Genomic DNA, 25,255 nt, shown 5'->3' on the forward strand with positions numbered 1-25,255 from the left:
GATGGCACTACAAAATACAAATCCAACCAAAACCAATGCCTGGAAAAAGCTTCAAGAAAACTATACGAAGACCAAAAATCTTCAAGTAAAAAACTTGTTTGCGGAAGACAGCAAGAGGGCCGAAAAATTCACCTTAAAAAACGATGATTTTTTATTTGATTATTCTAAGAATAGGATAACTGAAGAAACTATGCAACACCTATTAGAATTAGCTAATGAAGTTAATTTAAAAGGTGCAATAGAAAGCTATTTCAAAGGGGACCTTATTAACCAAACCGAAGGAAGGGCTGTTTTGCATACCGCATTGCGCGCAAAAAAAACGGATACAGTTGTTGTTGATGGCGAAAATGTAATGCCCGAAGTCTATGCCGTTAAAGAAAAAATAAAAACGTTTACCGAACGTGTAATTTCAGGAGAAAGCAAAGGGTATACTGGCAAAGCATTTACCGATGTTGTAAATATAGGCATTGGCGGATCAGATTTAGGACCTGCAATGGTTGTAGAGGCTTTAAAATTCTACAAAAATCACCTGAAAATGCATTTTGTTAGTAATGTAGACGGGGACCACGTCTATGAAACGCTGAAAGAGTTAAACCCTGAAACAACATTATTTGTAGTTGTATCCAAAACATTTACTACCCAGGAAACTTTAAGTAATGCAACTACGATTAAAAAGTGGTTTTTAAAACCTGAATTTAATGCCAAAGAAAGTGACATCGCTTTACATTTTGCAGCAGTATCTACCAACACTGCTAAAATTGCAGAATTTGGTATAGACGCAAACAATGTATTTCCAATGTGGGATTGGGTTGGAGGTAGGTTTTCATTATGGAGTGCTGTGGGTCTTAGCATAGCTCTATCTGTTGGATACACCAATTTTGATGAATTATTAATGGGCGCCAATGCAATGGACGAACATTTTAAATCAACCGAATTCTCTGAAAACATCCCAGTAGTATCTGCACTTTTAAGCGTCTGGTACAACAACTTTTACCAAGCAGAAACGGAAGCGATTATTCCTTATTCTCAGTACTTAAGCAGATTTTCTGCTTATTTACAGCAAGGAATTATGGAAAGTAACGGCAAGAGTGTTGATAGAAATGGAGATCCCGTTGATTATCAAACAGGAACAATAATATGGGGAGAACCTGGCACAAACTCTCAACACGCCTTTTTTCAACTCATACACCAAGGCACCAAAATTATTCCTACAGAATTTATTGGCTTTAAAAAAGCGTTATATGGGGATCAAGATCATCATCATAAATTAATGGCTAACTTTATTGCACAAACCGAAGCACTACTTAATGGTAAAACCAAAGAGGAGGTACTTTCAGAATTAAAAACACAAGGTTTGGCTCCTTCAGCAATAGAAACACTACTCCCATTTAAAGTTTTTGAAGGTAATAAACCAACCACAACAATACTCATAAACAAACTTTCTCCAAAAAGTTTAGGCAAGTTAATTGCTTTATATGAGCACAAAATATTTGTACAAGGTATTATTTGGAATATTTTTAGTTACGACCAATGGGGTGTAGAATTAGGCAAGCAATTAGCGAATAACATCCTTTTAGACCTAACTTCTGATAAAAATGGAAAACACGACCACTCCACATTGAATATTTTGCAAAATTTTAAGAATTAAAACACCTCTAATTATTTTCCAAATACAGCTGATAACTTATTGTCTATCAAGTCTGGTTTAATTTTTTTCACTATTTTTGCACCGACTAATTTAACATACTGTTAACGTGCATGTGATAGTTATTTTTCACTTTTGCAGCATCAACAAAAAAAACTAAAGAACAATGAAAAAAATTTCTCAATTTTTATTATTAGCTGTCGCATTCCTATGCACTACAGTTATGATGTCTCAGGTAACTTCGTCCAGTATGACTGGTCAAGTTACAGATACTGAAGGGCCCGTTATGGGCGCAACTGTAGTTGCAACCCACACACCTTCTGGCTCTATTTATGGAGCAATTACAAATGACCAAGGACGTTTCAATTTACCAGGCATGCGTGTTGGCGGTCCTTATAGTATAGAAGTATCTTATATTGGTTATGGAAAAAACACGACCAATAATATAATGATCAGACTGGGTGCTGCGTACATTCATAATGTAGTATTAAGTGAAGAAAATGTTTCCTTGGATGAAGTTGTTATTTCTGCAAAAAGAACAAAATTTTCAGCAGAGAAAACTGGAGCAACAACGAATATCTCTAACGAGCAAATGTCTACAATGCCTACTATTAATAGAAGTATTTCTGATATTGCCCGTATTTCTCCATACGCAAATGGGATGAGTATTGCAGGTGGTGATGGTCGTTCAACGAATTTCACTGTAGATGGCTCTAACTTTAACAACAACTTTGGCTTGAGTTCTAGCTTACCAGGTGGTGGAAATCCTATTTCATTAGACGCTATAGAAGAAGTACAAGTAGTAATTGCACCTTTTGATGTTCGTCAAACAAATTTTATTGGAGGCGGTATTAATGCGATTACAAAATCAGGAACTAATACATTTAAAGGTTCTGCTTATACGTATTACAATAACCAAGAAATGCGAGGCAATAGAATTGGTGATACTGATTTTGGAGCACGTAATGAAGAATCAACCACAACGTACGGTGCAACTTTTGGAGGTCCAATTATAAAAAATAAATTATTCTTTTTCGTTAACGCAGAATCTGTAGTTCGTCCAGGACAAGTGGTAAATTGGAGACCTTCTGAAGATGGTGTTGCCAACCTTGATTTGTCGCTTTCACGTACTAGTATTGCAGATATGGAAAGAGTAAAACAGCATTTAATCACTAATTATGGGTATAATCCAGGTTCATACAGCGATTATCCTGCTGATGAAACTAACAAGAAACTTCTTGCCCGTATTGACTGGAATATTAATCCAGGAAATAAACTGAGCGTACGATATAACTACGTTAAAAACCAAGGGTGGAATGCTACTAATGGTAACTCAAACAATGCGGGCTCCCGTAACAGATCAATGGATCGTATTTCACAAAATTCTATGGCGTTCTCTAATTCTACGTACTCTATGGATAATATTGTAAATTCAATATCATTTGATTTAAATAGTAGAATTTCAGATAAGATTTCAAATCAATTTCTTGCTACCTATTCAAAAATACAAGATGCACGTGGTACAAACTCTTCTCCATTTCCATTTATTGATATTATGAATGGACTTGATGGATCGGGGAATCAAATTGATGAACCTTATATGTCTGCCGGTTATGAATTATTTACTTGGAATAACGCTGTAAACAATAATACCTTCACAGCTACAAATAACTTAACTTATTATTTAGACAATCATAAAATTACTGCTGGGGTTAGCTTTGAGCATCAATTGGCAAACAATTCTTATATGAGAAACGGTACTGGTTATTACCGTTATGCGAGTATTGATGACTTCCTTAATGAAGCCGCACCAAGAGATTTCGCCCTTACTTATGGTTATGATGGTGAAGAAAATCCAAATGCAGAGGTTGCATTTAGTCAATTAGGTTTTTACCTTCAAGACGAATGGAACATTAATCCAGATTTCAAATTATCTTTTGGCGTTCGTGCTGATTATTTAAAGTATAAAGATAATTTAATAAGAAATAACTCAATATACGACCTAGATTTTGGCGGTAGACAAATTGACAGTGGTAAATGGCCAGATGCTAATGTTCAGTTTTCACCAAGAGTTGGTTTTACATGGGATGTAAAAGGTGATCAAACCATGAAACTACGAGGAGGAACTGGTATTTTTTCTGGAAGATTGCCATTGGTGTTTTTCACCAATATGCCTACCAATTCAGGAATGGTACAAGGAAGCTATGCTGCTACTACCACCTATAACGCCGATGGTTCTGTAAATACTGCTAGTCCTGCTTTAGCAGGCTTGGCCGGTCCAATGATTACAGATGTAAATGAAATGATTGACAGGTTGAACTTACCAAATACGATATCTCCTGAGGATGGTGTTTTACCAAGAGATATTAATGGTGTAGCTTCTGATTTTAAAATGCCACAAGTATGGAAAACTGCTTTGGCGCTCGACTTTGAAGTTCCTGCTTCTTTCCCATTGTCTGTTACTTTGGAAGGTATTTACACTAAAAATATCAATGGTGTAATGCTTAAAAATTACAATATAGAACAGCCAGATGCAACATGGCAGCGTTTTTCTGGTCCTGACGACAGATACATGTATCCTGATAATAGTGACATCACTTATACTTCAACGGATGCATACGTATTGTCTAACACCAGCAAAGGTTGGGGTGCCATCAGCAATATTACTGTGAACGCACAACCAATACAAGATTTAAGATTAATGGCCGCTTACACCTACACAGAGTCTAAAGAGATTTCTGGAATGCCTGGTAGTAATGCAGGTTCAGCTTATTCCGGTTTAGCTGCAGTTAATGGTCCACATTTACCTGAACTTCAACGTTCACAATATGTAGTACCTAGCAAAGCAATTGCATCTGCTTCCTACAAACTACCTTGGTCTAATAATACCTTAAAATCAGCTACTTTAATTAATTTGTTTTACTCTGGTTACTCTCCTAACGGATATAGCTACACCTATACAAATGATATGAATGGCGATGGTATCACTACAGATTTAATTTATATACCAAGTGCCAAAGGCGATATCAATTTTACCTCTACGGCAGACGAAGATGCGTTCTTTGCTTTTATGGAACAAGACAAATACTTGAGTGCAAATAAAGGTAAATATGCTGAAGCAAATGCAGCACGTAGTCCTTGGGTTCATAGTTTTGACTTAAGACTAGCACGTGAGTATTATATAGGTGCTGGTGAAACTAAAAATACCTTACAATTTACGCTGGACTTTATAAATGCAGGAAATATGTTAAATTCAGAATGGGGTGTAGAAAAAAACAACAACATCTCAAATAGAGGACAAATTCTAAGATACGAGGGTGTGGATGGTAATAACGTTCCTTCCTATTCATTTGTTCAAGTTGCTGGAGAGTATCCTGTTAACACCTATGACTATAACTACTTTTTTGGTCAAACTTGGAAACTTCAAGTAGGCGTTAAGTATTCTTTCTAAACAAAAGAATCAAATAACTTTTGTTATCGTGATTGCCTAACCGCTATTATATAACAAAACAATCTTAAATAAATTTAAACCCTGCCAGCCGGCAGGGTTTTTTATTGTAAAAATTCACTATTTTTGAAATATAAAAAAAGCAACTATGTACGAAACTATTTTAAACTTACACTCCTATTTAGCCTATGCAGTATTGGCTATCTTATTCCTAGCCGTAGCAAATGCTATTATGGGGCTTGCAGGTAATAAAATTTTTAACCTTACTAAAGATTTTAGACTTTCATTGTTTGCCTTGATTGTATCACATATTCAATTATTAATTGGGCTTATTTTATTTTTTGTTTCTCCTAATGGGCTAAACGCGATACAATCTAACGGAATGGGAGGTTTAACTTCTGCCGCTCGATTGTTAGCTGTAGAACATCCTTTTATTAACATTATCGCTATCGTATTTATTACCATTGGCTGGTCTAAACACAAAAAAGTGATGGAAGGCAATAAAAAATTTAAGCGTATTGCTATCTTTTATGGCATTGGACTAGTTCTATTTTTAAGTCGCCTACCATGGGGACAATGGCTATAAGACTACTCTACTAGCTTAATTAAAGTGATGTATACGGGAAAATGATCACTATAACCTCCTGTATAATTACCACCGGCGTAGGTACGATAGGGATAGCCTTTGTATTTCCCCGAAGTAGTTACCAAATAACTGGGGTTAAAAATACCCACATTCCAAAAAGAGTAGGTCTCTTTAGTAGCACTTAGAAGGTTTCCTGTAAAGAAAATCTGATCAAAAATGTTCCATTTATCACGGTATGCTAATGAGCCCTCTCCTTTCTTATAAAGTTGCTCCATTGGATTAAACAAAAGATCTGAAGTTACTCCTTCAATTTCTCCTACAGTTTTTAACACCTTTTTAAGGCTGTCATCAATTGGGTCATCGTTAAAATCGCCCATACTTATTATTCTAGCGTTAGCATCTAAGCGCACTAAAGAATCTATAATACGTCTATTTAGCTTAGCAGCGGCCATTCTATTTGGTTTACTACGTGCCTCTCCACCACTTCTAGAGGGCCAATGGTTTACTATAAAAAAGAATTCTTCATCATCTAGCAGCCCTCCAACCACAAGTTGATCCCTTGTATAATCTCGGAACTCATTTTCCTTAAAGAGCAACAACCTATGGCTTTTAAAAGAGGTTGGTGAAAACATTGCTTTTTTATACAACAAAGCAACATCTATTCCACGTTCATCAGGAGAATCAAAATGTACAATCCCATAGTTTTTGTCTCGTAAAGTAGGCTCATTGACCAAATCCTCCAAAACTGTCCTATTTTCGACTTCACAAACCCCAATAACATCCGGAGCTGTATGTATTTTTTGGTGTGAAATACCAGACAAAACATCTGCCATGTTACGCAGCTTATTATGGTATCGAATAGCTGTCCACTTGTCTTTTCCTGCCGGTGTACGATCATCATCAAAAGTATCTGGATCATTAATGGTATCAAATAAATTTTCAAGATTGTAAAAAGCAATGGTTTTTACCTGGTATTGTCTTTTGTCTTGAGAATGAACCCCAAAACACATCAAAAGACAAAACAAAACCACAAAATACATGTATTTAATACAGGTTTTACCTACACACATTAATAAGAAATTTTATGAAAAGTAAGAAAATATAATTAATTTTTTATAAATTAACGTACTTATGAGACTGTTCCTTAGTATTTTAACACTTTTTACAGCCATACAATATAGTGTAGGACAAGAAACTTATGTTCTTAAGGGACGGGTTCTTAGTAACCAACTTCAAACGGAAATAAACAATGCTTCAGTACAAATTGAAGGAACATTAAATTATCAAAAAATAAGCAATGGAACCTTTTATTTAACCACTAAATATAGTGGCGAACATATTCTACAAATTGCTGCGCCTAACTATATCACCAAAAGAATACCCCTTACAATAGACAAGGAAATTATGGATTTGGGCAATATCTATTTAGAAGAAGATATTACGATAGAGCAAACAGACAATCTCATTGCATTAACAGACAATGATCTCTCTACCGATGAAAGTACAACCATTACCTCTGGTTTATTACAAGCAACAAAGGATGTCTTTTTAAATAGAGCTGCTTTTGATTTTGGACAAGCTTTTTTTCGGGTACGGGGGTATGACTCACAATACGGTCAAGTATTAATCAACGGTATTCTTATGAACCAGTTATCTGATGGCAGACCTCAATGGAATAACTGGGGTGGACTAAACGACGTTACAAAAAATCAAGATTTTACACATGGTTTACAACCCTTAGATTATGGTTTTGGCGGTATCCTAGGAACTACAAACATAGACACTAGACCATCTTTAATGCGATCAGGGACAAGAATTTCCACCTCAGCATCTAACAGAACCTATGCTGGAAGATTAATGGTAACACAGACGGTACCAACCAATAAAAAAGGATTCAGCTATAGCATATCTGCCTCGCGGAGATGGGCCAAAGAAGGTTATATCAACGGTACACTTTATGATGCCTTTTCTGTTTTTGGCGCAGTTGAATATCAATTCAACCCTAAAAATAGCCTTACCCTTACTGCCATCCTAGCTTCAAACAGACGTGGTCGCTCTTCAGCTATTACCGAAGAAGTATTTGAACTGATGGGGCGTACCTACAACCCGTATTGGGGAACTCAAAATAATGTCATTCGCAATTCTAGAGAACGGGAAATTGAACAACCAATCGTTATGATAAATCACAGCTACGAATCAAAAGCCTTACGAATAAACACAGGAATTTTATATCAATTTGGGCCTCACTCTAAAAGTAGGATGGGCTATTTTAATTCCCCCAACCCAGACCCTACTTACTATAGATACTTACCGAGCTATCATATTAACAGCCCTATAGGAGCCAATTTTGAAAGTGCAGAAACCGCAAAAAAGGCATTCCTAAATAACCCGCAATTAAACTGGAACAATGCATACCTTGCTAACGCTAGTATATCAAACAACGATGCTGTTTATGTTCTATACAACGATGTAACAGATGACAAAATCTTAACGGTTAATAGTACTGCCAACATTGTCCTAAACGACAAATTTGCATTAGATTTTGGGTTGATGGTAAAAACTTTGAATGCTTCCAATTACGCCAAAATAGATGATTTGTTAGGTGCTGCTTTCCATAGGGATGTAGATCCTTTCTCGAATACAATAAATGACATTGAAGGCAATCTGCAAAAGGCAAGAAATGATATTTTTAATTATAACTATGATTTATACGCCAGCACCCTAACAACCTTTTCTCAATTTAAAGCCAGGTATAATAAATGGAATGCCTCTATCACCACAAGTCTTTGCAATACCAACTACCAAAGAAACGGGTTATTTAAAAATGAACGTTACCTAGAAACTTCAAAAGGGGAAAGTGACAAAATTCATTTTTCCAATATGAATATAAAAGGGACCTTTACCTATAAATTAACGGGTAGACATTGGTTCAATTCACAATTTGCACTTATAAATAAGGCACCTGTTTTACAAAATGTATTTATTAATCCGAGAGAAAACAATGCTACGGTTCCAGCAATAAAAAGTACTGAAATAATAACCACTGACGTTAATTACTATTTACGAATGCCTAAGTTAACTGGGCGAATATCCGCTTTTTATACGGAATTCAATGCAATGACAGACATCAACTTCTTCTTTGTTGAGTCTGGAGTAGGTTCGGATTTTGTACAGGAAGTAGTTACAGACATAAACAAACTACACAAAGGGCTTGAAATTGGCTTAGAATATCAACTTTCTAGCACAGTAAAAGCCTCTGCCGTAGCTGCCCTATCCAGATATACCTACAACAACAATCCAACAGTTGCCATAAATTTTGATACGGCTGGCGCCACAGAAGACATCATTAACTTAGAAGGCACCGTAAACCTAGGAAAAGCAGATATCACGGACTACAAACTAGCTCAAGGCCCTCAAAAAGCATTGGCCTTAGGACTAGAGTATAGAGATCCCAAATATTGGTGGGTGGCAACATCAGCCAATTTTTTAGGCAACAATTACGCCAATATTTCAACTATTACTAGAACAGCTAGTTTTTATTTAGATCCCGAAACGGGTCAAAACTTCCCCGATGCAACGAATGAAAATGTGAACAATTTATTAGCCCAGAAAAAAATGGAAGACTTTTACTTACTCAATCTTGTAGGAGGAAAATCGTGGTTAATAAATCACAAATACATTAGCATTTTTGCCAGTATAAACAATGTATTTGACACTGTTTATAAAACAGGCGGGTATGAACAAAGTAGAAATGGTAATTATGGTCAATTGGCACAAGACAACCTTAGTGGAACACCCTCCTTTGGAACAAAATATTGGTATGGATATGGGCGTACTTATTTTTTAAATATCGCTGTAAGTTTCTAATTATGATGAATAAAAAAAGCATATACACCCTTATTTTATTTAATATCATTTGCCTTGGATGTGTAAAAGATAAAGATTTTGATATCCCTAAAACTACTTGTTCAGAATTACTTGCCAACACTACTTTTGAAGAGCTAAAAAGTTTGTCGGATGATGGCATTGTACATATTCAAGATGATTTAATTATTGAAGGCTATATAATTTCTTCGGATATTGAAGGCAACTTTTTTGGCACAATACACTTACAAGACAAACACACCAACCCAACTATGGGGCTTGAATTTCACATAGACCTCAGAGAGCATCACCTTCTTTACAAAAGTGATAGTAAAGTCTTTGTTAAATTGAAAGGGTTGTACCTAGATACAAAAAATGATGCCATTTTAATTGGCGGCGTGTTTTCTTCTTTTGGAAATAAATCTGTAGGTAGACTTCCTAGTCTACAGGTTTCAGAACACCTATTCGTAAGTTGTGATGACCAACAAGCCACGCCAACCAAAACCAGTTTAAGCAACTTAAAAGACCAATTGATAAATACTTTAATTGAGTTGGATAGCCTTGAAATTGTGGATAACGAATTGGGGCTTAGTTTTGCGGAACCCAAACTAGAAACAGAACGCACCCTCAAAGACTGTCACAACAATGAAATTAAACTCTTAAACAGCGGTTATGCCGATTTTCAAGCGCGTATAGTACCAGACAAAAATGGAAGTATTAGTGCGGTACTAGTAAAAGAGGGTAATGAATATAAATTGCGTATTAGAAGTTTACATGACATTAACTTTACCAATAACCGTTGTCCTGAAATTGTAACGGAGTTTACCTCTACCAACATTTTTATTTCTGAAATAGCAGACCCCAACAATAATACGGGAGCTCGCTTTGTGGAACTCTATAATTCTGGCACCGAACACCTAAGTTTAAACCACTGGAAATTAAATAGATATACGAATTACAATACTGAAGTAAGTTCTACCATAGACCTGTCTGCCTATACAATTAATGCGGAAAGTGCGTTGATTATTTCTCCAAATGCCAATGAATTTGAAACTGTTTATGGTTTTCCTCCAGACATAGCCGTAGGCGTTAATAGTCCGGCAGATTCCAATGGAGATGACAACCTAGAATTGGTAGATCCTTTTGGTACTGTAATTGATGTTTTTGGTATTATTGGCGAAGATGGTTCTGGTACAAATCACGAATTTGAAGATGGAAGAGCCCTTAGAAAGCCCGAAATTACGCAAGCCAACAAGGTTTATTCTTTTAACGAATGGGTTATTTTTAATGATACTGGTGCATTAGGAACTACAAACCTACCCCAGAACGCACCTCAAGATTTCTCCCCTGGTGTCAGGTAATTTTATTCTATTTCTTCAATTAAATTTCTGAGGTCTTTTGGAGTAACTGGTTTTAATATATAATCACTCACCACATCATATTCTTTTACCCTTTCTATGTCCCTTGGATCTATAGAAGAACTAATAATAAATATGGTGACTTGTTCTCTAATATTGTTAGGGATTTTTAGAAAATCTTCAAGAAATTCCCAACCATCCATTATGGGCATATTTAAATCTAAAAATATTAACCGAGGTAACTCAATACCATCAACAATCATTTTTTTTAATGCATTAATAGCATCTAATCCGTTTTCAAAGACATGAATAGTTTCACAAAAGTTTGCGTCTTTCATTATGCGTCGGGTACCATAAACAAATATTTGATCATCATCTATAATACAAGAGCTACTAATTTTTTTCATACAACTAATTTATTTTAAAATACAAGGTAAAGGTAGTACCAACATCAACAATACTTGAAACTTTAATTTTACCATTCATTGCTTCCATTTGCCCCTTGGTGATAAACAATCCAACCCCCTTAGAATCCTTGTGTTTATGGAAAGTTTTATACATTCCAAATATTTTTTCTTTGTGTTTCTTTAAATCTATACCTAGACCATTATCTTTAAAGGTCAAGATTATTTTATCTTTTACTCTTTTGGTTTTAATATGAATTACCGGCAATCTTGTTGGGGAACTATACCGGATACTATTGGTTAATAGGTTTAATAAAATACTTTCTAAATAGGCAGGAACAGCACTAACGGAGTGCGCCTCAGGAATGGTGCAATTTATGGTTACCTGATTATCATTTACTAATGCAACTACACTCTTTTTTACATTGTTAAACGCATGTGAAATATTTACATTCTCTAATTTATCAATTATATTTAATTTAACGTTTACAACTTCATTTAAATGCACAATAGTTTCGTCTAAACTTTCTGTTGAATCATTTAGCATTCCCATCAAATTTTTCTTTTCAGCTTCGTCCTCTTCAGTTGACAAAAAACCCGTAAGCATGGATAAGTTGGTAGAATGCGACCTTAAATTATGAGATACTATATGTGCAAAATTTGTAAGGCTATTGTTTTGTTCTTCCGTGATTTTTAAAACAGCTTTTAACTTATTCTCTGCCTGTTTACGAGAGGTTATATCCACTATTTGAGTAATAAAATGAGCTATACTACCGTCAATTTTAGTAACTTTTGTTACGGATAATATCACATAAACAATATGACCATTTTTATGGTAATAACGTTTTTCTATTTGATAACCATCTCTTTTTTCATCTATCAATTCTTGTAAAAGGGTAAGATCGGTGATCAAATCATCTGGATGCGTAATATCTTGAAAAGTTAGCTTTATAAGTTCTTTAGAAGAATAACCCAAACTAGAGGATAAACTGTTGTTTATTTTTAACCACTTACCTTCTATACTAACAAGTGCCATACCCACACTAGAATTATCAAAAACACCAGTAAAAGATTCTTTATTTTTAAGTAGTTTTAATTCTGTATTTCTATGGTCTGTAATGTCCCATTTTGCCCCAATTACCTTTGTTAGAACCCCATTTTTATCATGCTGAACCTGAGCAATTGATTTTATGTGTTTTATTTTACCATCTTCGGTTTGTATGCGATATTCTGTATTAAACTCCTTTCCATGATTTAGAGATATTAACATCTCATGAATGACTCTTTCTTTATCTTCTGGATAGATCACAGATTTCCAAGCCTCAAAATCATTGGAAAAATTCCCTTTTTCCAATTCAAAAAGATAATACATGTTATCATCACAATTCAATTGTTTGCTCACAATATCATAATCCCATACCCCAATACGAGCAGACTTAGCCGCCAAATTAAATCTTTCTAAAGACTCCTTATAGTTAATCTCCGCCTTTTTTTCCGCATCGATATCTTGAAAAGTACCCGTTAATCTCACTGCTTTCCCATCAACCAACTCTACTTTTCCAATAACCTTTACCCATTTTTCTTTTCCATCAACGGTAAGTATCACAAATTCATCATTCCAAGGTGTTCCGTTTGAAATTGCTTCACTGACATAGGCAAATATCATTTCCCTATAATACCCCTCTTTATAAAAATTAATACCATCTTCTAAAGTGGGTATAAAATCTTCAGGAGCATTGTGAATCTCTTTGGTTATTTTAGTCCAATAGACTTCATTGCTAATTAGATTAACCTCCCAGCCACCTATTTTAGCCACTTCCTGAGCTTTTAACCTATACTTCTCTTCAATTAGTTTCTTTGTAATATCCTCCCTTACTATAACTAAGCCTCCTATTTCACCACTATCATTTTTCCAAGAGTTAATTTTCCAGTTCAAACATTGTAAACTCCCATTTGGAAGTGTTAAATGCTCTATCTCAGAAATCTTTAAATTCTTTGTTAAACAGCGATCGTGTATTTCCCTAATTGCAACAGAAGTTGTAGGAAAAATATCATAATACGATTTTCCAATTACACCTATTTCATCAGCATTAATAGTTTTGAGCCAGAGTTTAGAACATAGAATGAAATTCATTTCCAAATCAAACACTCCTATTTCTATGGGGGAATCTGTAATAAAGCAGTCTGTAAGCAGTGTATTCAAAATATATATGTTAGTAAAAAAATAAAGGTAATACTATTTTAAATAAAGTAAGAAAAACCCTCTTTTTATTTGGATTTTTGTTGTGAAAAGTACAATAAACAACATAAAATAAAATTTTGATAGGGATATTAGCATTATAAGCCTACCAATACTAGGAAAGTAGAATTATGGATCTTCTTCCTAAATTCATTTTATTTACTCACTAGCTAAGCCTATAAATTGCGAACATAACAAGAGGTATGTCACAAAAATCTTCCTTAAATTTAGTAATTTTATACCCTTGTTAAAATAGATCCAATGGTAAAACCCGCTCGCCTTACAGTTGCCGTAGTTCAAACTTCCCTGTTTTGGGAGAGTCCCCAAAAAAACAGAAATTCTCTTGAACAAACAATTGATTCTTTTTCTAAGCAGGTAGATCTTATAGTGCTTCCAGAAATGTTTACAACTGGTTTTACAATGCATCCCAACAACATTGACCCCCGAGAAGGACAATTAACAATATTATGGATGCAACACCTTGCAAAAGAAAAAAATGCTGCTATTACCGGGAGTATTCCGTTTGTAGATAACAACAACCATTACAATCGTTTGTTTTTTGTTTTACCCAATGGAGAATATTCTTGCTATGACAAAAAACACACCTTTACCCTGGCCGGAGAGGATAAAATATATACTGCAGGAACTAAAAAAATAAGCATTCCATATAAAGGGTTTCTAATATGCCCTTTAATATGCTACGATCTTAGGTTTCCTGTTTGGGCTAGAAATACGGAAAATTATGATGTATTACTCTATGTTGCCAATTGGCCTAAACAACGGATACACGCTTGGGACATTCTCCTAAAAGCAAGAGCTATTGAAAATATGGCGTATTGTATTGGTGCCAACAGAATTGGCACAGACAGCCTAGGAAATGAATATACAGGACATTCTGCGGTCTATGATTGCCTTGGAAAAGAACTTGCTTTTTCTACTGCAAACGAAGTTATTTTTACGGTTTTAGAAAAATCTCATATTAATGAAACTAGGGCAAAATTAAAGTTCTTAGAAGATAGAGATCCTTTTACTTTATGATTTCAAATTCATATTTTTCTTCCCAATTGGCTCGTATCTCAATGGAATTGGGTGCATAGTTAACCTTTTCCGGAAACTTCTTTTGAAGGTAGCTCCCTGTATCCCATTTTTTATTACCGTTATGATCTTCTATAACTCTAATTTGATAGTTTGAAGGCTTTAAATTTTTAAAAACAAACACCTTTTCTGTTGCTGCAAACTCTTCCCTAACAATTTTATCATTAGACTCATTTAAAATTTGAACAATTACTGGGTAGGTCACAGCCCCTGTTAGTGTCACATTTAAAACACCATGTTCTACAGGATCTACTGGAGACAACCCAAAAACAATGGTATCATTAACATTCCCAAAGAAATCTGTTATTGCAGAAGGCAACAATCGCACCCGGTATTGATTTTCTGCGGGAACTACTAAATTAAAATTCAACCTATTTTTTACGGAATCTAAGGCAGTAATTACAGCGACACTAATAGTATCTTTATCTAGTATGGTAATCTTAGAAGTATCTATTTTTTTTATGGGAATGTTGGCAGACACCCAAAAAGGATTTTCTAAGCTGATACTCTTATTTTGTGTAGCACTGATCCTCAAGGAGTCTAGAGGTAATTTTCTAGATTTTACTGTAAATGTATCTATTGTCCTTTTCACATCATTGACCACTCTAAAAATTAGTGAATCTGCCGTAAACGGACTAATCCAATAATTTAAGGTATCCTTTTCCAATTCCTTAGAAACTATGGTTTTTACACTATCGGGTAAAGGAGTTAATCGCTCTATCGTAAGATCCGACCCATCCCCTTGGTATCCAAAAATTATTTTATTTTTTGCGGCGTAACTCGGTACTGAGGCTATAAACTCAGGAACCTCTTTAAATAAGTCTAATACAAATATTGAATCTGTAGGAATCGTAATGGTATATCCCAAAAAGCCAATTCTATCTATATTTTGATCAAACTTATAATTGCTTCCTTCGTCTTTTAAAGCAAAAAGCGCATACTTGCCCTTTTTTAGATTTTTTAAACTAAAAATAGCCGTGCTATCCAAGGTATTGGTGATATATAGCGGTGGTTGTTTGTAAATTGTAGAATCTGTATAAGAGCTATCTACTTCATAGAGCATTACACTAACAAAATTATCTACCTCCTTTTTATACGCATCATTGACAACCCCAGTTATAGAAAGTGAATCTAAATAATCTCCGGTTGAAAAAACATAACTTAAAAAACTACTGGGATTACCTTCATTATTATCTTCTATACTTTGCCCAAAATTAAAGGTATAGGTTGTGTTTTCCCTCAAGGTATCCTTAATTTTTATTTCTATGTATTTGCTTGCAGACCCTTGCGGAGTAATTTCTGGTTGGTTTTTTAAAGGCGGAGAAATAATAAGCTGTTTTTGGACGTCTTTCAACTTTATATACTCATCAAAATACAAGCGAATAGTAGGAGATTTAAAGTTGACTGTTTTATTTGCAGGCTCTGCTTTTAAAAGTACAGGAGGGGTGACATCTTTTTCCCCACCCGAAGGTGTACCCCTTCTAGCACATTGCAATAACGCAAACACCATCAACACTAAAAACACAAAGCCTAAAATACGTCTTGCCATAACCAAAATATTAGCACAAAGAAACAACAATTTGTACAAAGATAAAATTATGGAACTACGGCTATTGTAACTACATAAATGACAACGCCTTTTGCTTTTTTTAAAGCCGTTGCACAAGCTTCAATAGTTGCGCCTGTAGTGATAACATCATCAACTAATAAAATGGTTTTATTCTCTATGTATTTTTTCTCTATTAGCTGATACAACTCTTGATTTGCTTTCCACCTAGAAAATCTATTTTTCTTTGTCAGCGTCTTGGTATTTGCCGTTTTTAGCAAGATATTTTCATTGAATTCTGCCTTAAAATGATTTGCCAATTCTTGGGCGAATAAAGACACCTGGTTGTACCCTCTTTTTCTTAATTTTCTCTTGTGTAATGGCACAGGCACAACAATATCTATTTCTAAGCGTTCTTTTATTAATGGCGCGTACCAAAGGCCGAAAAATGTTCCTAGCTGTGCCTGATTTTTGTATTTTAAGTGATGAATGATGTTTTTTACAATCCCATTTTGGGTGTAAAACAGAAAGGAATTTGCCTTTTTTATATCAATTCTACCATAGAAAATACGATCAATTGGGTTTTCATCGGTGAAATTATACTCGGTGAGTGGCAGCTGATTTCGACAAACGGTACAAATTAATCGTTCACCTTTACCCAAAGGTGTATTACAACCAAAACACCCTAGTGGTATTAGTATCTTATTAATATGATTTAGTATATTTGACAACCTATTATCCCAAATTATAACCTACTTAAAAAGCATCCTACTTAGTTGATGGACTCACAAGATAACAATTTCAATTACAAAATAATTACGGCAGCTTTGGCAGCGGTCATCATAGGTATTCTAATTGCGTTTTATTACAGTAACGCCCAATCTAACAATAAAATCAACTTTATTGAAGGGGAAAAAAAGATTTTGGTAAACAAGCTTACTCTAATGCGTGCTAATATTGACAACCTGGCATCTGAAAACCAAGTAAACGATATTGACCTAAAAGTAGCAAATGACCGTATCAATAATTTACTAGATTCTATTGGACAGTTAAATTTTGATATTGACAAGTATACGGAAAGTAAACGTCAATTACGAATGTGGGAAGTTAAATATGACAGCCTTAATCTTAAATACAACTCCCTTAATTACAATAATATTGTACTTAGCAGAAGTATTATAGAAGCAAAGGAGAAAGCAGAGGAGTACAAAAACAATGCGAATACTTTAGCAGATAGAGAAGAAGCATTGCGACTAGCGAATAAAAAATTAAATAACGAACTCAAAAATAAAACCTATCTAAAACTTGACAAAACTGACGCTCTTGGTATAAGAATACGAAACGGGAAGGTTATATATACCAATAAGGCGTCTATTATTACAAAACTTAATGGGTGTACTACTGTTAAAGGCAATCCCAATGAAAGTAATGCGGCTAAAACCTTGTATTTTCAATTCTTAGACCCTAACAAACGTGTTATTGCTCATAATGCCAATATTATACAACTTAACGGGAATGAATACAGCAAGCGTTTAGATCTTATTTATACAGGTATTAATAAAGAAGTTTGTGATGAAATTAATGTTCCTGCTGGCTCTTTACATCCTGGCTTCTATACCTTGAATGTATTTGAAGATGAAAAATTGCTTTCTTCTAAAGAATTTGAGTTAAAATAATTCCATGAATTACCACTAAAGTTCTATTTTTGCCGAATGGCAAATCAAGAAGACAAATTTAAGAAGGTTATATCACACGCAAAGGAATACGGTTATGTATTTCAATCTAGTGAAATTTATGATGGTTTAAGTGCTGTTTACGACTATGCTCAAAATGGGGTAGAGTTAAAAAACAACATTAAACAGTATTGGTGGAAAGCAATGGTGCAGTTGCATGAAAACATTGTAGGCCTAGATTCTGCCATCCTTATGCACCCAACAATATGGAAGGCATCCGGACACGTTGATGCATTTAACGACCCATTAATAGACAATAAAGATTCTAAAAAAAGATACAGAGCAGATGTCTTAATTGAAGATTACTGCGCTAAAATTGAAACCAAGATTGAGAAAGAAGTCACCAAAGCGGCTAAACGTTTTGGGGATGCTTTTAACAAAGCCGAATTTGTTGCTACAAACCCACGGGTTGTTGGCTATCAAGAAAAAATAAATGCAACCCTCTCCAGAATGGGTCAGTCTTTGGAGAAGGAAGACTTGGTAGATGTTAAAAACCTTATTGAAGAGCTAGACATTGTTTGCCCTATTTCCGGAACTAAAAACTGGACAGAGGTAAAGCAATTTAACCTTATGTTTGGCACCAAATTGGGTGCTTCTGCTGAAAGTGCTATGGACCTATACCTAAGACCCGAAACTGCACAAGGTATTTTTGTAAACTTTTTAAATGTTCAGAAAACTGGGAGAATGAAAATTCCGTTTGGAATTGCCCAAATAGGAAAAGCATTTAGAAATGAAATTGTTGCGCGACAATTTATTTTTCGTCAGCGCGAATTTGAGCAAATGGAGATGCAATTTTTTGTACGTCCTGGCACCCAAAAAGAATGGTATGAAGCTTGGAAAGAAAATAGAATTAAATGGCATTTATCACTAGGATTGGGTGAAGACAATTACCGTTTTCACGATCATGATAAACTAGCACATTATGCAGATGCAGCCGCCGATATAGAATTTAAATTTCCGTTTGGCTTTAAAGAATTGGAAGGAATACACTCTAGGACAGATTTTGACCTTAGTAGCCATGAAAAACATTCGGGTAAAAAATTACAATATTTTGACCACGAACTTAACGAAAGCTATGTGCCTTACGTAGTAGAAACCTCTATAGGTGTAGATCGTATGTTTTTAGCCGTATTGTCCAACTCCTTAGAAGAAGAGGAATTAGAAAACGGCTCTACACGAACGGTTCTTAAAATTCCTGCAGTATTGGCACCAACCAAAGCAGCAATTTTACCACTAGTTAAGAAAGATGGTTTGCCAGAAATTGCACATCAAATCATTGACGATTTAAAATGGGATCATAAAGTTATTTATGACGAGAAAGATGCCGTAGGCCGTCGTTACAGAAGGCAAGATGCCAACGGAACGCCATTTTGTATCACTGTGGATCACCAAACCATAGAAGACCAGACAGTTACCATACGCCATAGAGATACTATGGAACAGAAACGTGTAGCCATAGCAGATTTAAAATCCATTATTGATTCTGAGGTAGCTATGAAAGAGTGGTTAAAAAGGATTTAATCTCCTCAATTTATAGAAATACAATCATAGCTTGTTGCTAGTTAAAAAGACTACAACAAGCTATTTTTTTATATTAATTCAAAGTTTTCAAAAACTTTATAGCACATACCTTAACTGTAACCCTCCGTAATAATTTCTATTATTTCCCGGGTAATAATAGCGAGGCTCTGCTCCTCCAAAACCTACCGCATTGATCAATACGGATTGTGCGTATTTGGCATTAAAAATATTACGAACCCCAATATTAACTGTCGCGCTAAAATGGGCCCCAAAATGTTTCGCAAACCCAATCTTACTATTTACAACTGAAAACGCATCGCTGTATAAGGTATTGGCATCGTCCATAGGAATTTCACCAACATATTGCTGCGTTGTGTTCCAAAACAATCCATTAGTATGCTTTAATTGTAACCCAACATTAATTTTATTTTTTGGCACACCTGTTAACCAATTGCCAGAATACGTATGCTCTGCATCCAAAAATTCTTTAAACTTATGATGGTTATAGGTATACCCTAGAAAAGGAATTGCTTTTACTTTTCTACCCAAAGGTAATTGGTAATTCATTTCTACTTCAACCCCCTTATGTTGTGTGCTTCCTGCATTTTTTCCAATAAATTCATCGTTCCCAATACGCTGAGCAACCAATAGGTTTTTAATATTCATCTGATAAAAAGCAAGATCTATTTTTAATCTATTAGCATCAAAAAACAATACGGATCCCAGCTCATAATTTATCCCGGTTTCTTGGGCAATATCTGGATTTATCACTCCTTCTGGAGTGAGGGTTTCTTCTATATTGGGATTGGAAAAACCCCGGCTAATATTCCCGTACATTGCATATTTTTCAGAAAAATCATAGTTTAGGTTTACACTCGGTAGTACAATGGCGCTAAAGCTTTTTCTTGCATTCTTATTAGCAGCACCACTATTGAATAAATCTCGGTAATTGTATTTTGTATTATTAATTGCCAATCCAAGTTGCGCTGTAAATTTCTTTGAAAACGGCAAGGTTACCGTGCCAAAGGTGTTTAATTGAGATCTATACTCTTTGTTATTACTTATTCTATCACCTTGAAGACTTCCATTTCCGTCAGTGTCTTGATACAAATTTTCAAAAGTCTTCCAATTGTATTCATCTTGGTATAATTCTGTACCAATGGTATAATTGCCACTGTATTTTAAAAAACCAAATGATCCCATAAAGCGAGTTCTAAAGCCATATCCATTGGTAAACTCATCCAATATATTAAATGGCCTAGGTTCATAATGGTCTAAATACGTATAAAATAAACTTGTTGTATTTTTTAAGTTGGGCGTAAATTGATGCGTATAGGACACCCCCAACAAACTGTACTTATTGGCCTCATAACCTTGGGCTTCACCCCATGTAAAAGCAGCTTTTTGAGGAGCTGTATCAAAGTCGGACTTACTAATTGAAGATGCTATTTGGGCTGTATAATCTATATAATTTACCAAGAGCGAAACTTTATTTTTAGCATCTATAGTATAGGTAGAATTTAGTAAAAAACCATCGCGGTTAAAATCACTATTCTCCCTATAACCATCGGTTTCCGTATGACCATAGGTTATACCCAAAGTAAAATCTTCCTGAGTATGAGAGAAGGCAACATTATTTTTTATTAAGTTATAAGAACCCACCGTAAAGCTATTCGTTAATAAGGTTCGCTCTTCTTGGTATTGTTTTGCAGTTAAGAGGATAGCACCACCTAAATTAGCTCCAAATGCAGTCCCTTTAGGCCCTTTAATAACAGTAACTGAGTTTAGGTTTTCTAAATCGTAAGCCTCGATACTAGAACTACCTGTGCCGTTGGTTATGGGAATCTCATTGTAGTAGAGTCGTAACTTATCTGTTCCGTATAGTGTTCTAGCGCCAACCCCTCGAATGGTAATCCTATTTGTATTTAAGGCACCCGATAAAATATAAACCCCTGAGATTTGATTTATAGCCGCTACAGCATCTAACGGACTGTAATTTTGAAAAACGGCAGCACCTATTACACCAGATGCTACTGTACCTATAGCTTGATTTTTCTGAATGGCATCATCGTAAACCACAACCCCTTTAAGCCTTGTAATAGTATCTTGCTGGGATTCCTGGCTGTACGTTTGTAGTGTATAAGCCAGTAAAAAGGCAACCATTATAAATCTCATACCAACACCACTTCGTTTAAAAAAAATCATTTTCAGAAAAACGAAAATACAGCTTTTTTTAATGAATCTATTCCATTTATGTTTCTTAAACACCATTGTTTTTTCTATTTTTAACATTCTTAAAAATGAAAAATGAAAATTGTATCCTACAATGTAAACGGCATTAGAGCCGCACTAAACAAAAGCTTTATAGAATGGTTAACAGCAACAGACCCAGACGTCATCTGCCTACAAGAAATTAAAGCCATGGAAGAACAATTAGACTTATCGTTGTTTGAAGCAGCCGGCTACCACTACAATTATTGGTACAGTGCTCAAAAAAAAGGCTATAGCGGCGTTGCTATATTATCTAAGACGAAACCAGATCATATAGAATACGGTACCGGGATTGAATATATGGATTTTGAAGGCAGAAATCTTAGAGCAGATTTTGGAGATTTATCCATTATGAGTTTATACCTTCCTTCGGGTACAAATTTAGCTCGTTTAGATTTTAAATTAACTTATATGGCCGATTTTCAGACCTATGTTAATGAACTAAAACAAGAACGCCCCAATTTGGTTATTTGCGGGGATTTTAACATTTGTCATAAAGCCATAGACATACACGATCCGGTTCGCAACAAAAACGTCTCTGGGTTTTTACCTGTTGAAAGGGAATGGATTGGGAATTTTATGGATAATGGATTTATAGATAGCTTTAGACATTTCAACAAAGAACCTCACAATTATTCCTGGTGGAGTTATAGAGCAAACTCAAGAAACAATAACAAAGGTTGGCGACTAGATTATGGAATGGTAAGCAAGCCCTTAGAAAGTCGCTTAAAAAGAGCACTTATTTTATCGGAAGCCAAACACAGCGACCATTGCCCTATTTTAGTTCAAATTGATTAAAATATAAACTATGCGATATCTTATTATCTTAGTTAGTAGCTTGTGCCTGTTTAGTTGTAAAAACGAAAAAAAATCTATTTCCAAAATGACTCCAAAGTTAATCGCTGCTGCAAATTTTGACACCATCATAGAAGGAAAAAAGGTTACCCTATACACCTTAAAAAATAAGTCTGGCGCCCAAACTCAAATCACCAATTATGGAGGAACAGTAGTTTCCTTATGGGTGCAAGATAAGGAAGGTAATTATGGTGATATGGTGCTTGGTCACAATACTATTGCTGAATATTTAAATAACCCCAAAACCTATTTTGGTTCTTTAATTGGCAGGTATGGCAATAGAATTGCTAAAGGTAAATTTTCAATTAATAATATTGAATATTCGTTAGCTACCAACAACAATGAAAATCATTTACACGGAGGTACTAAAGGATATGATGCTGTTGTGTGGGATGCAAAACAAATGGATGCGCAAACGCTTGAACTAAAATACCTATCACCAGATTTGGAAGAAGGGTATCCTGGGAACTTGTCAATAACCGTTCAATACCAATTAACGGATGCCAATGAACTAAAAGTTGAATATTGGGCAACCACAGATAAAACAACCATTGTAAATTTAACCCATCACTCTTATTTTAATTTAAAAGGAGAAGGTAATGGCACTATTAATGATCATTTGGTGCATATTAACGCATCTCGGTTTACACCTGTAGATGCCTCTCTAATACCAACTGGGGTGCTCGCTTTGGTTAAAGATACACCTATGGATTTTACAACAACTAAACCTTTGGGCAAAGATATTAATGCAGATTACGAGCAATTAAACATTGGCCTAGGGTATGACCACAATTATGTTTTAGAGCAAAACCCTACGGGCATTCACCTAGCTGCAAGGGTAACAGAACCAACTACGGGTAGAATTATGGAATTATACACCAGTGAACCCGGTGTTCAATTTTATAGTGGAAATTTTCTTGATGGCGATGTAACCGGAAAAAGTAACAAGCCTTATGAGTATAGGTCCGCATTTTGTTTGGAAACACAACATTACCCAGACAGTCCTAACAAACCACAGTTTCCAACTGTGGTATTACATCCTAAAGAAGAATACCACAGCGTAACTTTGTATAAATTTAGCATAGTAAAGTAGCTTACTTATTGGAGACTACTTTGTATGTAGGGTCTTCTAATACATTAACATCTATTATCTGATCTGCATTATCTAATAAAACTAGACAATCTTTACTAAGGTGCTTTAAGTGTACTTTTTTACCCACTTTTTGGTAGCGTTCTGTAAGTTTGTTTAAAGATTCTATGGCAGACATATCTGCTACTCTACTTTCTCTAAAATCTATAACTACCTCTTTAGGATCATTTAAAACATCAAATTTTTCTGCAAATGCTGTTGTAGACCCAAAAAACAAAGGTCCAAAAATCTCGTAATGTTTTACACCATTATCATCTACAAACTTTCTTGCCCGTATACGTTTTGCATTTTCCCAAGCAAATACCAATGCAGAAATTATTACCCCTATTAATACAGCCAAGGCCAAGTTGTGCAAAAGCACTGTAATAAGAGTTACCAAAATCATTACAAAAATATCTGGTTTAGGCATTCTTTTTAAAGCCTTAAAACTTGCCCACTCAAAAGTACCTACAGAAACCATTACCATAACACCTACCAATGCAGCAATAGGTACAAGCTCTATTATTGGCGCACCAAACAATATGATTAACAATATTGTTAACGATGCAATTATACCAGACAGTCTTGCCCTTGAACCTGCTGATAGGTTAACCAAAGTTTGCGCAATCATAGGACATCCACCCATTCCACCAAAGAAACCATTTAATATATTTGCTCCTCCTTGCGCTACACATTCTCTGTTACTACTCCCTTTTGTATCCGTAATTTCATCTACTAAGTTCAAAGTAAGTAAGCCTTCAGTTAAACCAACAGCTGCCATTATTAATCCGTAAGGCAAAATAATTTTAAAAGCTTCTAAAGTAAACGGAATAGTGGGTATGTGAAAAGAAGGCAATGTCCCACTTAGCGACTTTAGCTTTTCTCCTGGTAACGTATCTTGATTAATGATATCTACTACTTGCTTGGTTTCTATATTTAAAAAATATACTACTAGAAAAACAACAATAATTCCTATTAATGAAGCAGGAACTGCTTTAGTAAGTTTGGGAACAAAAACAATTATTGCAATTGTAAACAGTACCAAGCCCACCATAGTATACAATGTTCCTCCTGTTAACCAAACTGCAGCATCACCCACACCAATTTTAAATTGATCCATTTGTGCCATAAAAATAATAATAGCCAAACCGTTAACAAACCCAAACATTACGGGTTGAGGCACTAAGCGAATGAATTTACCAAGCTTTAAAAAACCTATTATCATTTGAATAACTCCAGCCAAAGCAACTGCTGCAAAAACGTATTCTAAACCATAAGAATCCATTAAAGCCATAAGTACAACTACAGTTGCACCAGCACCACCAGAAATCAAACCCGGTCTTCCCCCAAAGATTGCTGTAACCAACCCCATAATAAAAGCACCATACAAACCTACTAAGGGCGAAAATCCTGCAAGAATGGCAAACATCAATGATTCTGGTATCATTGTCATTGCCACCGTTAATCCTGCTAAAATTTCAATTTTATAATCTACCTTCTGTGAAAAATCAAATAAATTTAAATACTTCTTCATCTTACCTTAATTTGAGGGCGCAAAAGT

Annotated in this window: 17 protein-coding genes; 10 read left to right on the plus strand and 7 right to left on the minus strand. The window is 35.1% G+C overall.

Annotated elements, in window-relative coordinates:
• The first annotated feature begins 1 nt into the window (after position 1).
• From pgi to MWU65_RS09625, 3 genes are all read left to right on the plus strand, one after another.
• Positions 2-1,648: a glucose-6-phosphate isomerase gene (gene pgi / locus MWU65_RS09615; RefSeq protein WP_247077368.1), complete on the plus strand. Its 1,647-nt coding sequence runs from the start codon at positions 2-4 to the stop codon at positions 1,646-1,648.
• A 163-nt stretch (positions 1,649-1,811) separates the two neighbouring features.
• Positions 1,812-5,096 (plus strand): carboxypeptidase regulatory-like domain-containing protein, encoded by a 3,285-nt coding sequence (locus tag MWU65_RS09620; RefSeq protein WP_247077370.1) that lies wholly within the window; start codon positions 1,812-1,814, stop codon positions 5,094-5,096.
• Positions 5,097-5,241: 145 nt separating this feature from the next.
• On the plus strand, positions 5,242-5,679 hold the full coding sequence (locus MWU65_RS09625; protein ID WP_247077371.1) for a hypothetical protein: 438 nt from the start codon (positions 5,242-5,244) through the stop codon (positions 5,677-5,679).
• A gap of 2 nt (positions 5,680-5,681) precedes the next feature.
• On the opposite strand, the gene MWU65_RS09630 is transcribed toward MWU65_RS09625, so the two are convergent.
• Positions 5,682-6,749 (minus strand): endonuclease/exonuclease/phosphatase family protein, encoded by a 1,068-nt coding sequence (locus MWU65_RS09630; protein ID WP_247077373.1) that lies wholly within the window; start codon positions 6,747-6,749, stop codon positions 5,682-5,684.
• A 61-nt stretch (positions 6,750-6,810) separates the two neighbouring features.
• Here MWU65_RS09630 and MWU65_RS09635 point away from each other — a divergent pair, with 61 nt between their 5' ends.
• Together MWU65_RS09635 and MWU65_RS09640 are read left to right on the plus strand one after the other, a co-directional pair.
• On the plus strand, positions 6,811-9,546 hold the full coding sequence (locus MWU65_RS09635) for a TonB-dependent receptor (protein WP_247077374.1): 2,736 nt from the start codon (positions 6,811-6,813) through the stop codon (positions 9,544-9,546).
• A gap of 2 nt (positions 9,547-9,548) precedes the next feature.
• Positions 9,549-10,904 carry a DUF5689 domain-containing protein gene (locus MWU65_RS09640; RefSeq protein WP_247077376.1) on the plus strand — a complete coding sequence of 452 codons (1,356 nt, stop codon included), beginning with the start codon at positions 9,549-9,551 and terminating at the stop codon, positions 10,902-10,904.
• A gap of 2 nt (positions 10,905-10,906) precedes the next feature.
• Here MWU65_RS09640 and MWU65_RS09645 read toward each other — a convergent pair whose 3' ends face one another.
• Both MWU65_RS09645 and MWU65_RS09650 read right to left on the minus strand, forming a co-directional pair.
• The gene (locus MWU65_RS09645; RefSeq protein ID WP_247077377.1) at positions 10,907-11,308 is read right to left on the minus strand and encodes a response regulator; all 402 of its coding nucleotides are present in this window, start codon (positions 11,306-11,308) and stop codon (positions 10,907-10,909) included.
• 4 nt (positions 11,309-11,312) lie between these two features.
• Positions 11,313-13,508 (minus strand): PAS domain S-box protein, encoded by a 2,196-nt coding sequence (locus tag MWU65_RS09650; protein ID WP_247077378.1) that lies wholly within the window; start codon positions 13,506-13,508, stop codon positions 11,313-11,315.
• Between the two features lie 297 nt (positions 13,509-13,805).
• Here MWU65_RS09650 and MWU65_RS09655 point away from each other — a divergent pair, with 297 nt between their 5' ends.
• Positions 13,806-14,582 carry a nitrilase family protein gene (locus MWU65_RS09655; RefSeq protein ID WP_247077379.1) on the plus strand — a complete coding sequence of 259 codons (777 nt, stop codon included), beginning with the start codon at positions 13,806-13,808 and terminating at the stop codon, positions 14,580-14,582.
• Here MWU65_RS09655 and MWU65_RS09660 read toward each other — a convergent pair.
• Positions 14,572-16,188 (minus strand): Ig-like domain-containing protein, encoded by a 1,617-nt coding sequence (locus tag MWU65_RS09660; RefSeq protein WP_247077380.1) that lies wholly within the window; start codon positions 16,186-16,188, stop codon positions 14,572-14,574. The two genes, MWU65_RS09655 and MWU65_RS09660, sit on opposite strands and share 11 nt — an antisense overlap.
• A gap of 47 nt (positions 16,189-16,235) precedes the next feature.
• Positions 16,236-16,916 carry a ComF family protein gene (locus MWU65_RS09665; RefSeq protein ID WP_247077383.1) on the minus strand — a complete coding sequence of 227 codons (681 nt, stop codon included), beginning with the start codon at positions 16,914-16,916 and terminating at the stop codon, positions 16,236-16,238.
• A 48-nt stretch (positions 16,917-16,964) separates the two neighbouring features.
• On the opposite strand from MWU65_RS09665, the gene MWU65_RS09670 reads away from it, so the two are divergent.
• Positions 16,965-17,861 (plus strand): hypothetical protein, encoded by an 897-nt coding sequence (locus MWU65_RS09670; RefSeq protein WP_247077385.1) that lies wholly within the window; start codon positions 16,965-16,967, stop codon positions 17,859-17,861.
• Between the two features lie 36 nt (positions 17,862-17,897).
• Entirely contained in the window at positions 17,898-19,439 is a 1,542-nt protein-coding gene (locus MWU65_RS09675; protein ID WP_247077386.1) for a glycine--tRNA ligase, read from the plus strand.
• 96 nt (positions 19,440-19,535) lie between these two features.
• Here MWU65_RS09675 and MWU65_RS09680 read toward each other — a convergent pair whose 3' ends face one another.
• Positions 19,536-21,614 carry a TonB-dependent receptor gene (locus MWU65_RS09680; protein WP_247077387.1) on the minus strand — a complete coding sequence of 693 codons (2,079 nt, stop codon included), beginning with the start codon at positions 21,612-21,614 and terminating at the stop codon, positions 19,536-19,538.
• Between the two features lie 132 nt (positions 21,615-21,746).
• On the opposite strand from MWU65_RS09680, the gene MWU65_RS09685 reads away from it, so the two are divergent.
• Positions 21,747-22,508 (plus strand): exodeoxyribonuclease III, encoded by a 762-nt coding sequence (locus tag MWU65_RS09685; protein ID WP_247077389.1) that lies wholly within the window; start codon positions 21,747-21,749, stop codon positions 22,506-22,508.
• Positions 22,509-22,518: 10 nt separating this feature from the next.
• The gene (locus MWU65_RS09690; RefSeq protein ID WP_247077391.1) at positions 22,519-23,658 is read left to right on the plus strand and encodes an aldose epimerase family protein; all 1,140 of its coding nucleotides are present in this window, start codon (positions 22,519-22,521) and stop codon (positions 23,656-23,658) included.
• 1 nt (position 23,659) lies between these two features.
• Here MWU65_RS09690 and MWU65_RS09695 read toward each other — a convergent pair whose 3' ends face one another.
• The gene (locus MWU65_RS09695; RefSeq protein WP_247077393.1) at positions 23,660-25,228 is read right to left on the minus strand and encodes a SulP family inorganic anion transporter; all 1,569 of its coding nucleotides are present in this window, start codon (positions 25,226-25,228) and stop codon (positions 23,660-23,662) included.
• Positions 25,229-25,255: the final 27 nt, after the last annotated feature.

The organism is Cellulophaga sp. F20128 (assembly GCF_023015805.1).
In the GTDB taxonomy this organism is placed as follows: Bacteria; Bacteroidota; Bacteroidia; order Flavobacteriales; family Flavobacteriaceae; genus Cellulophaga.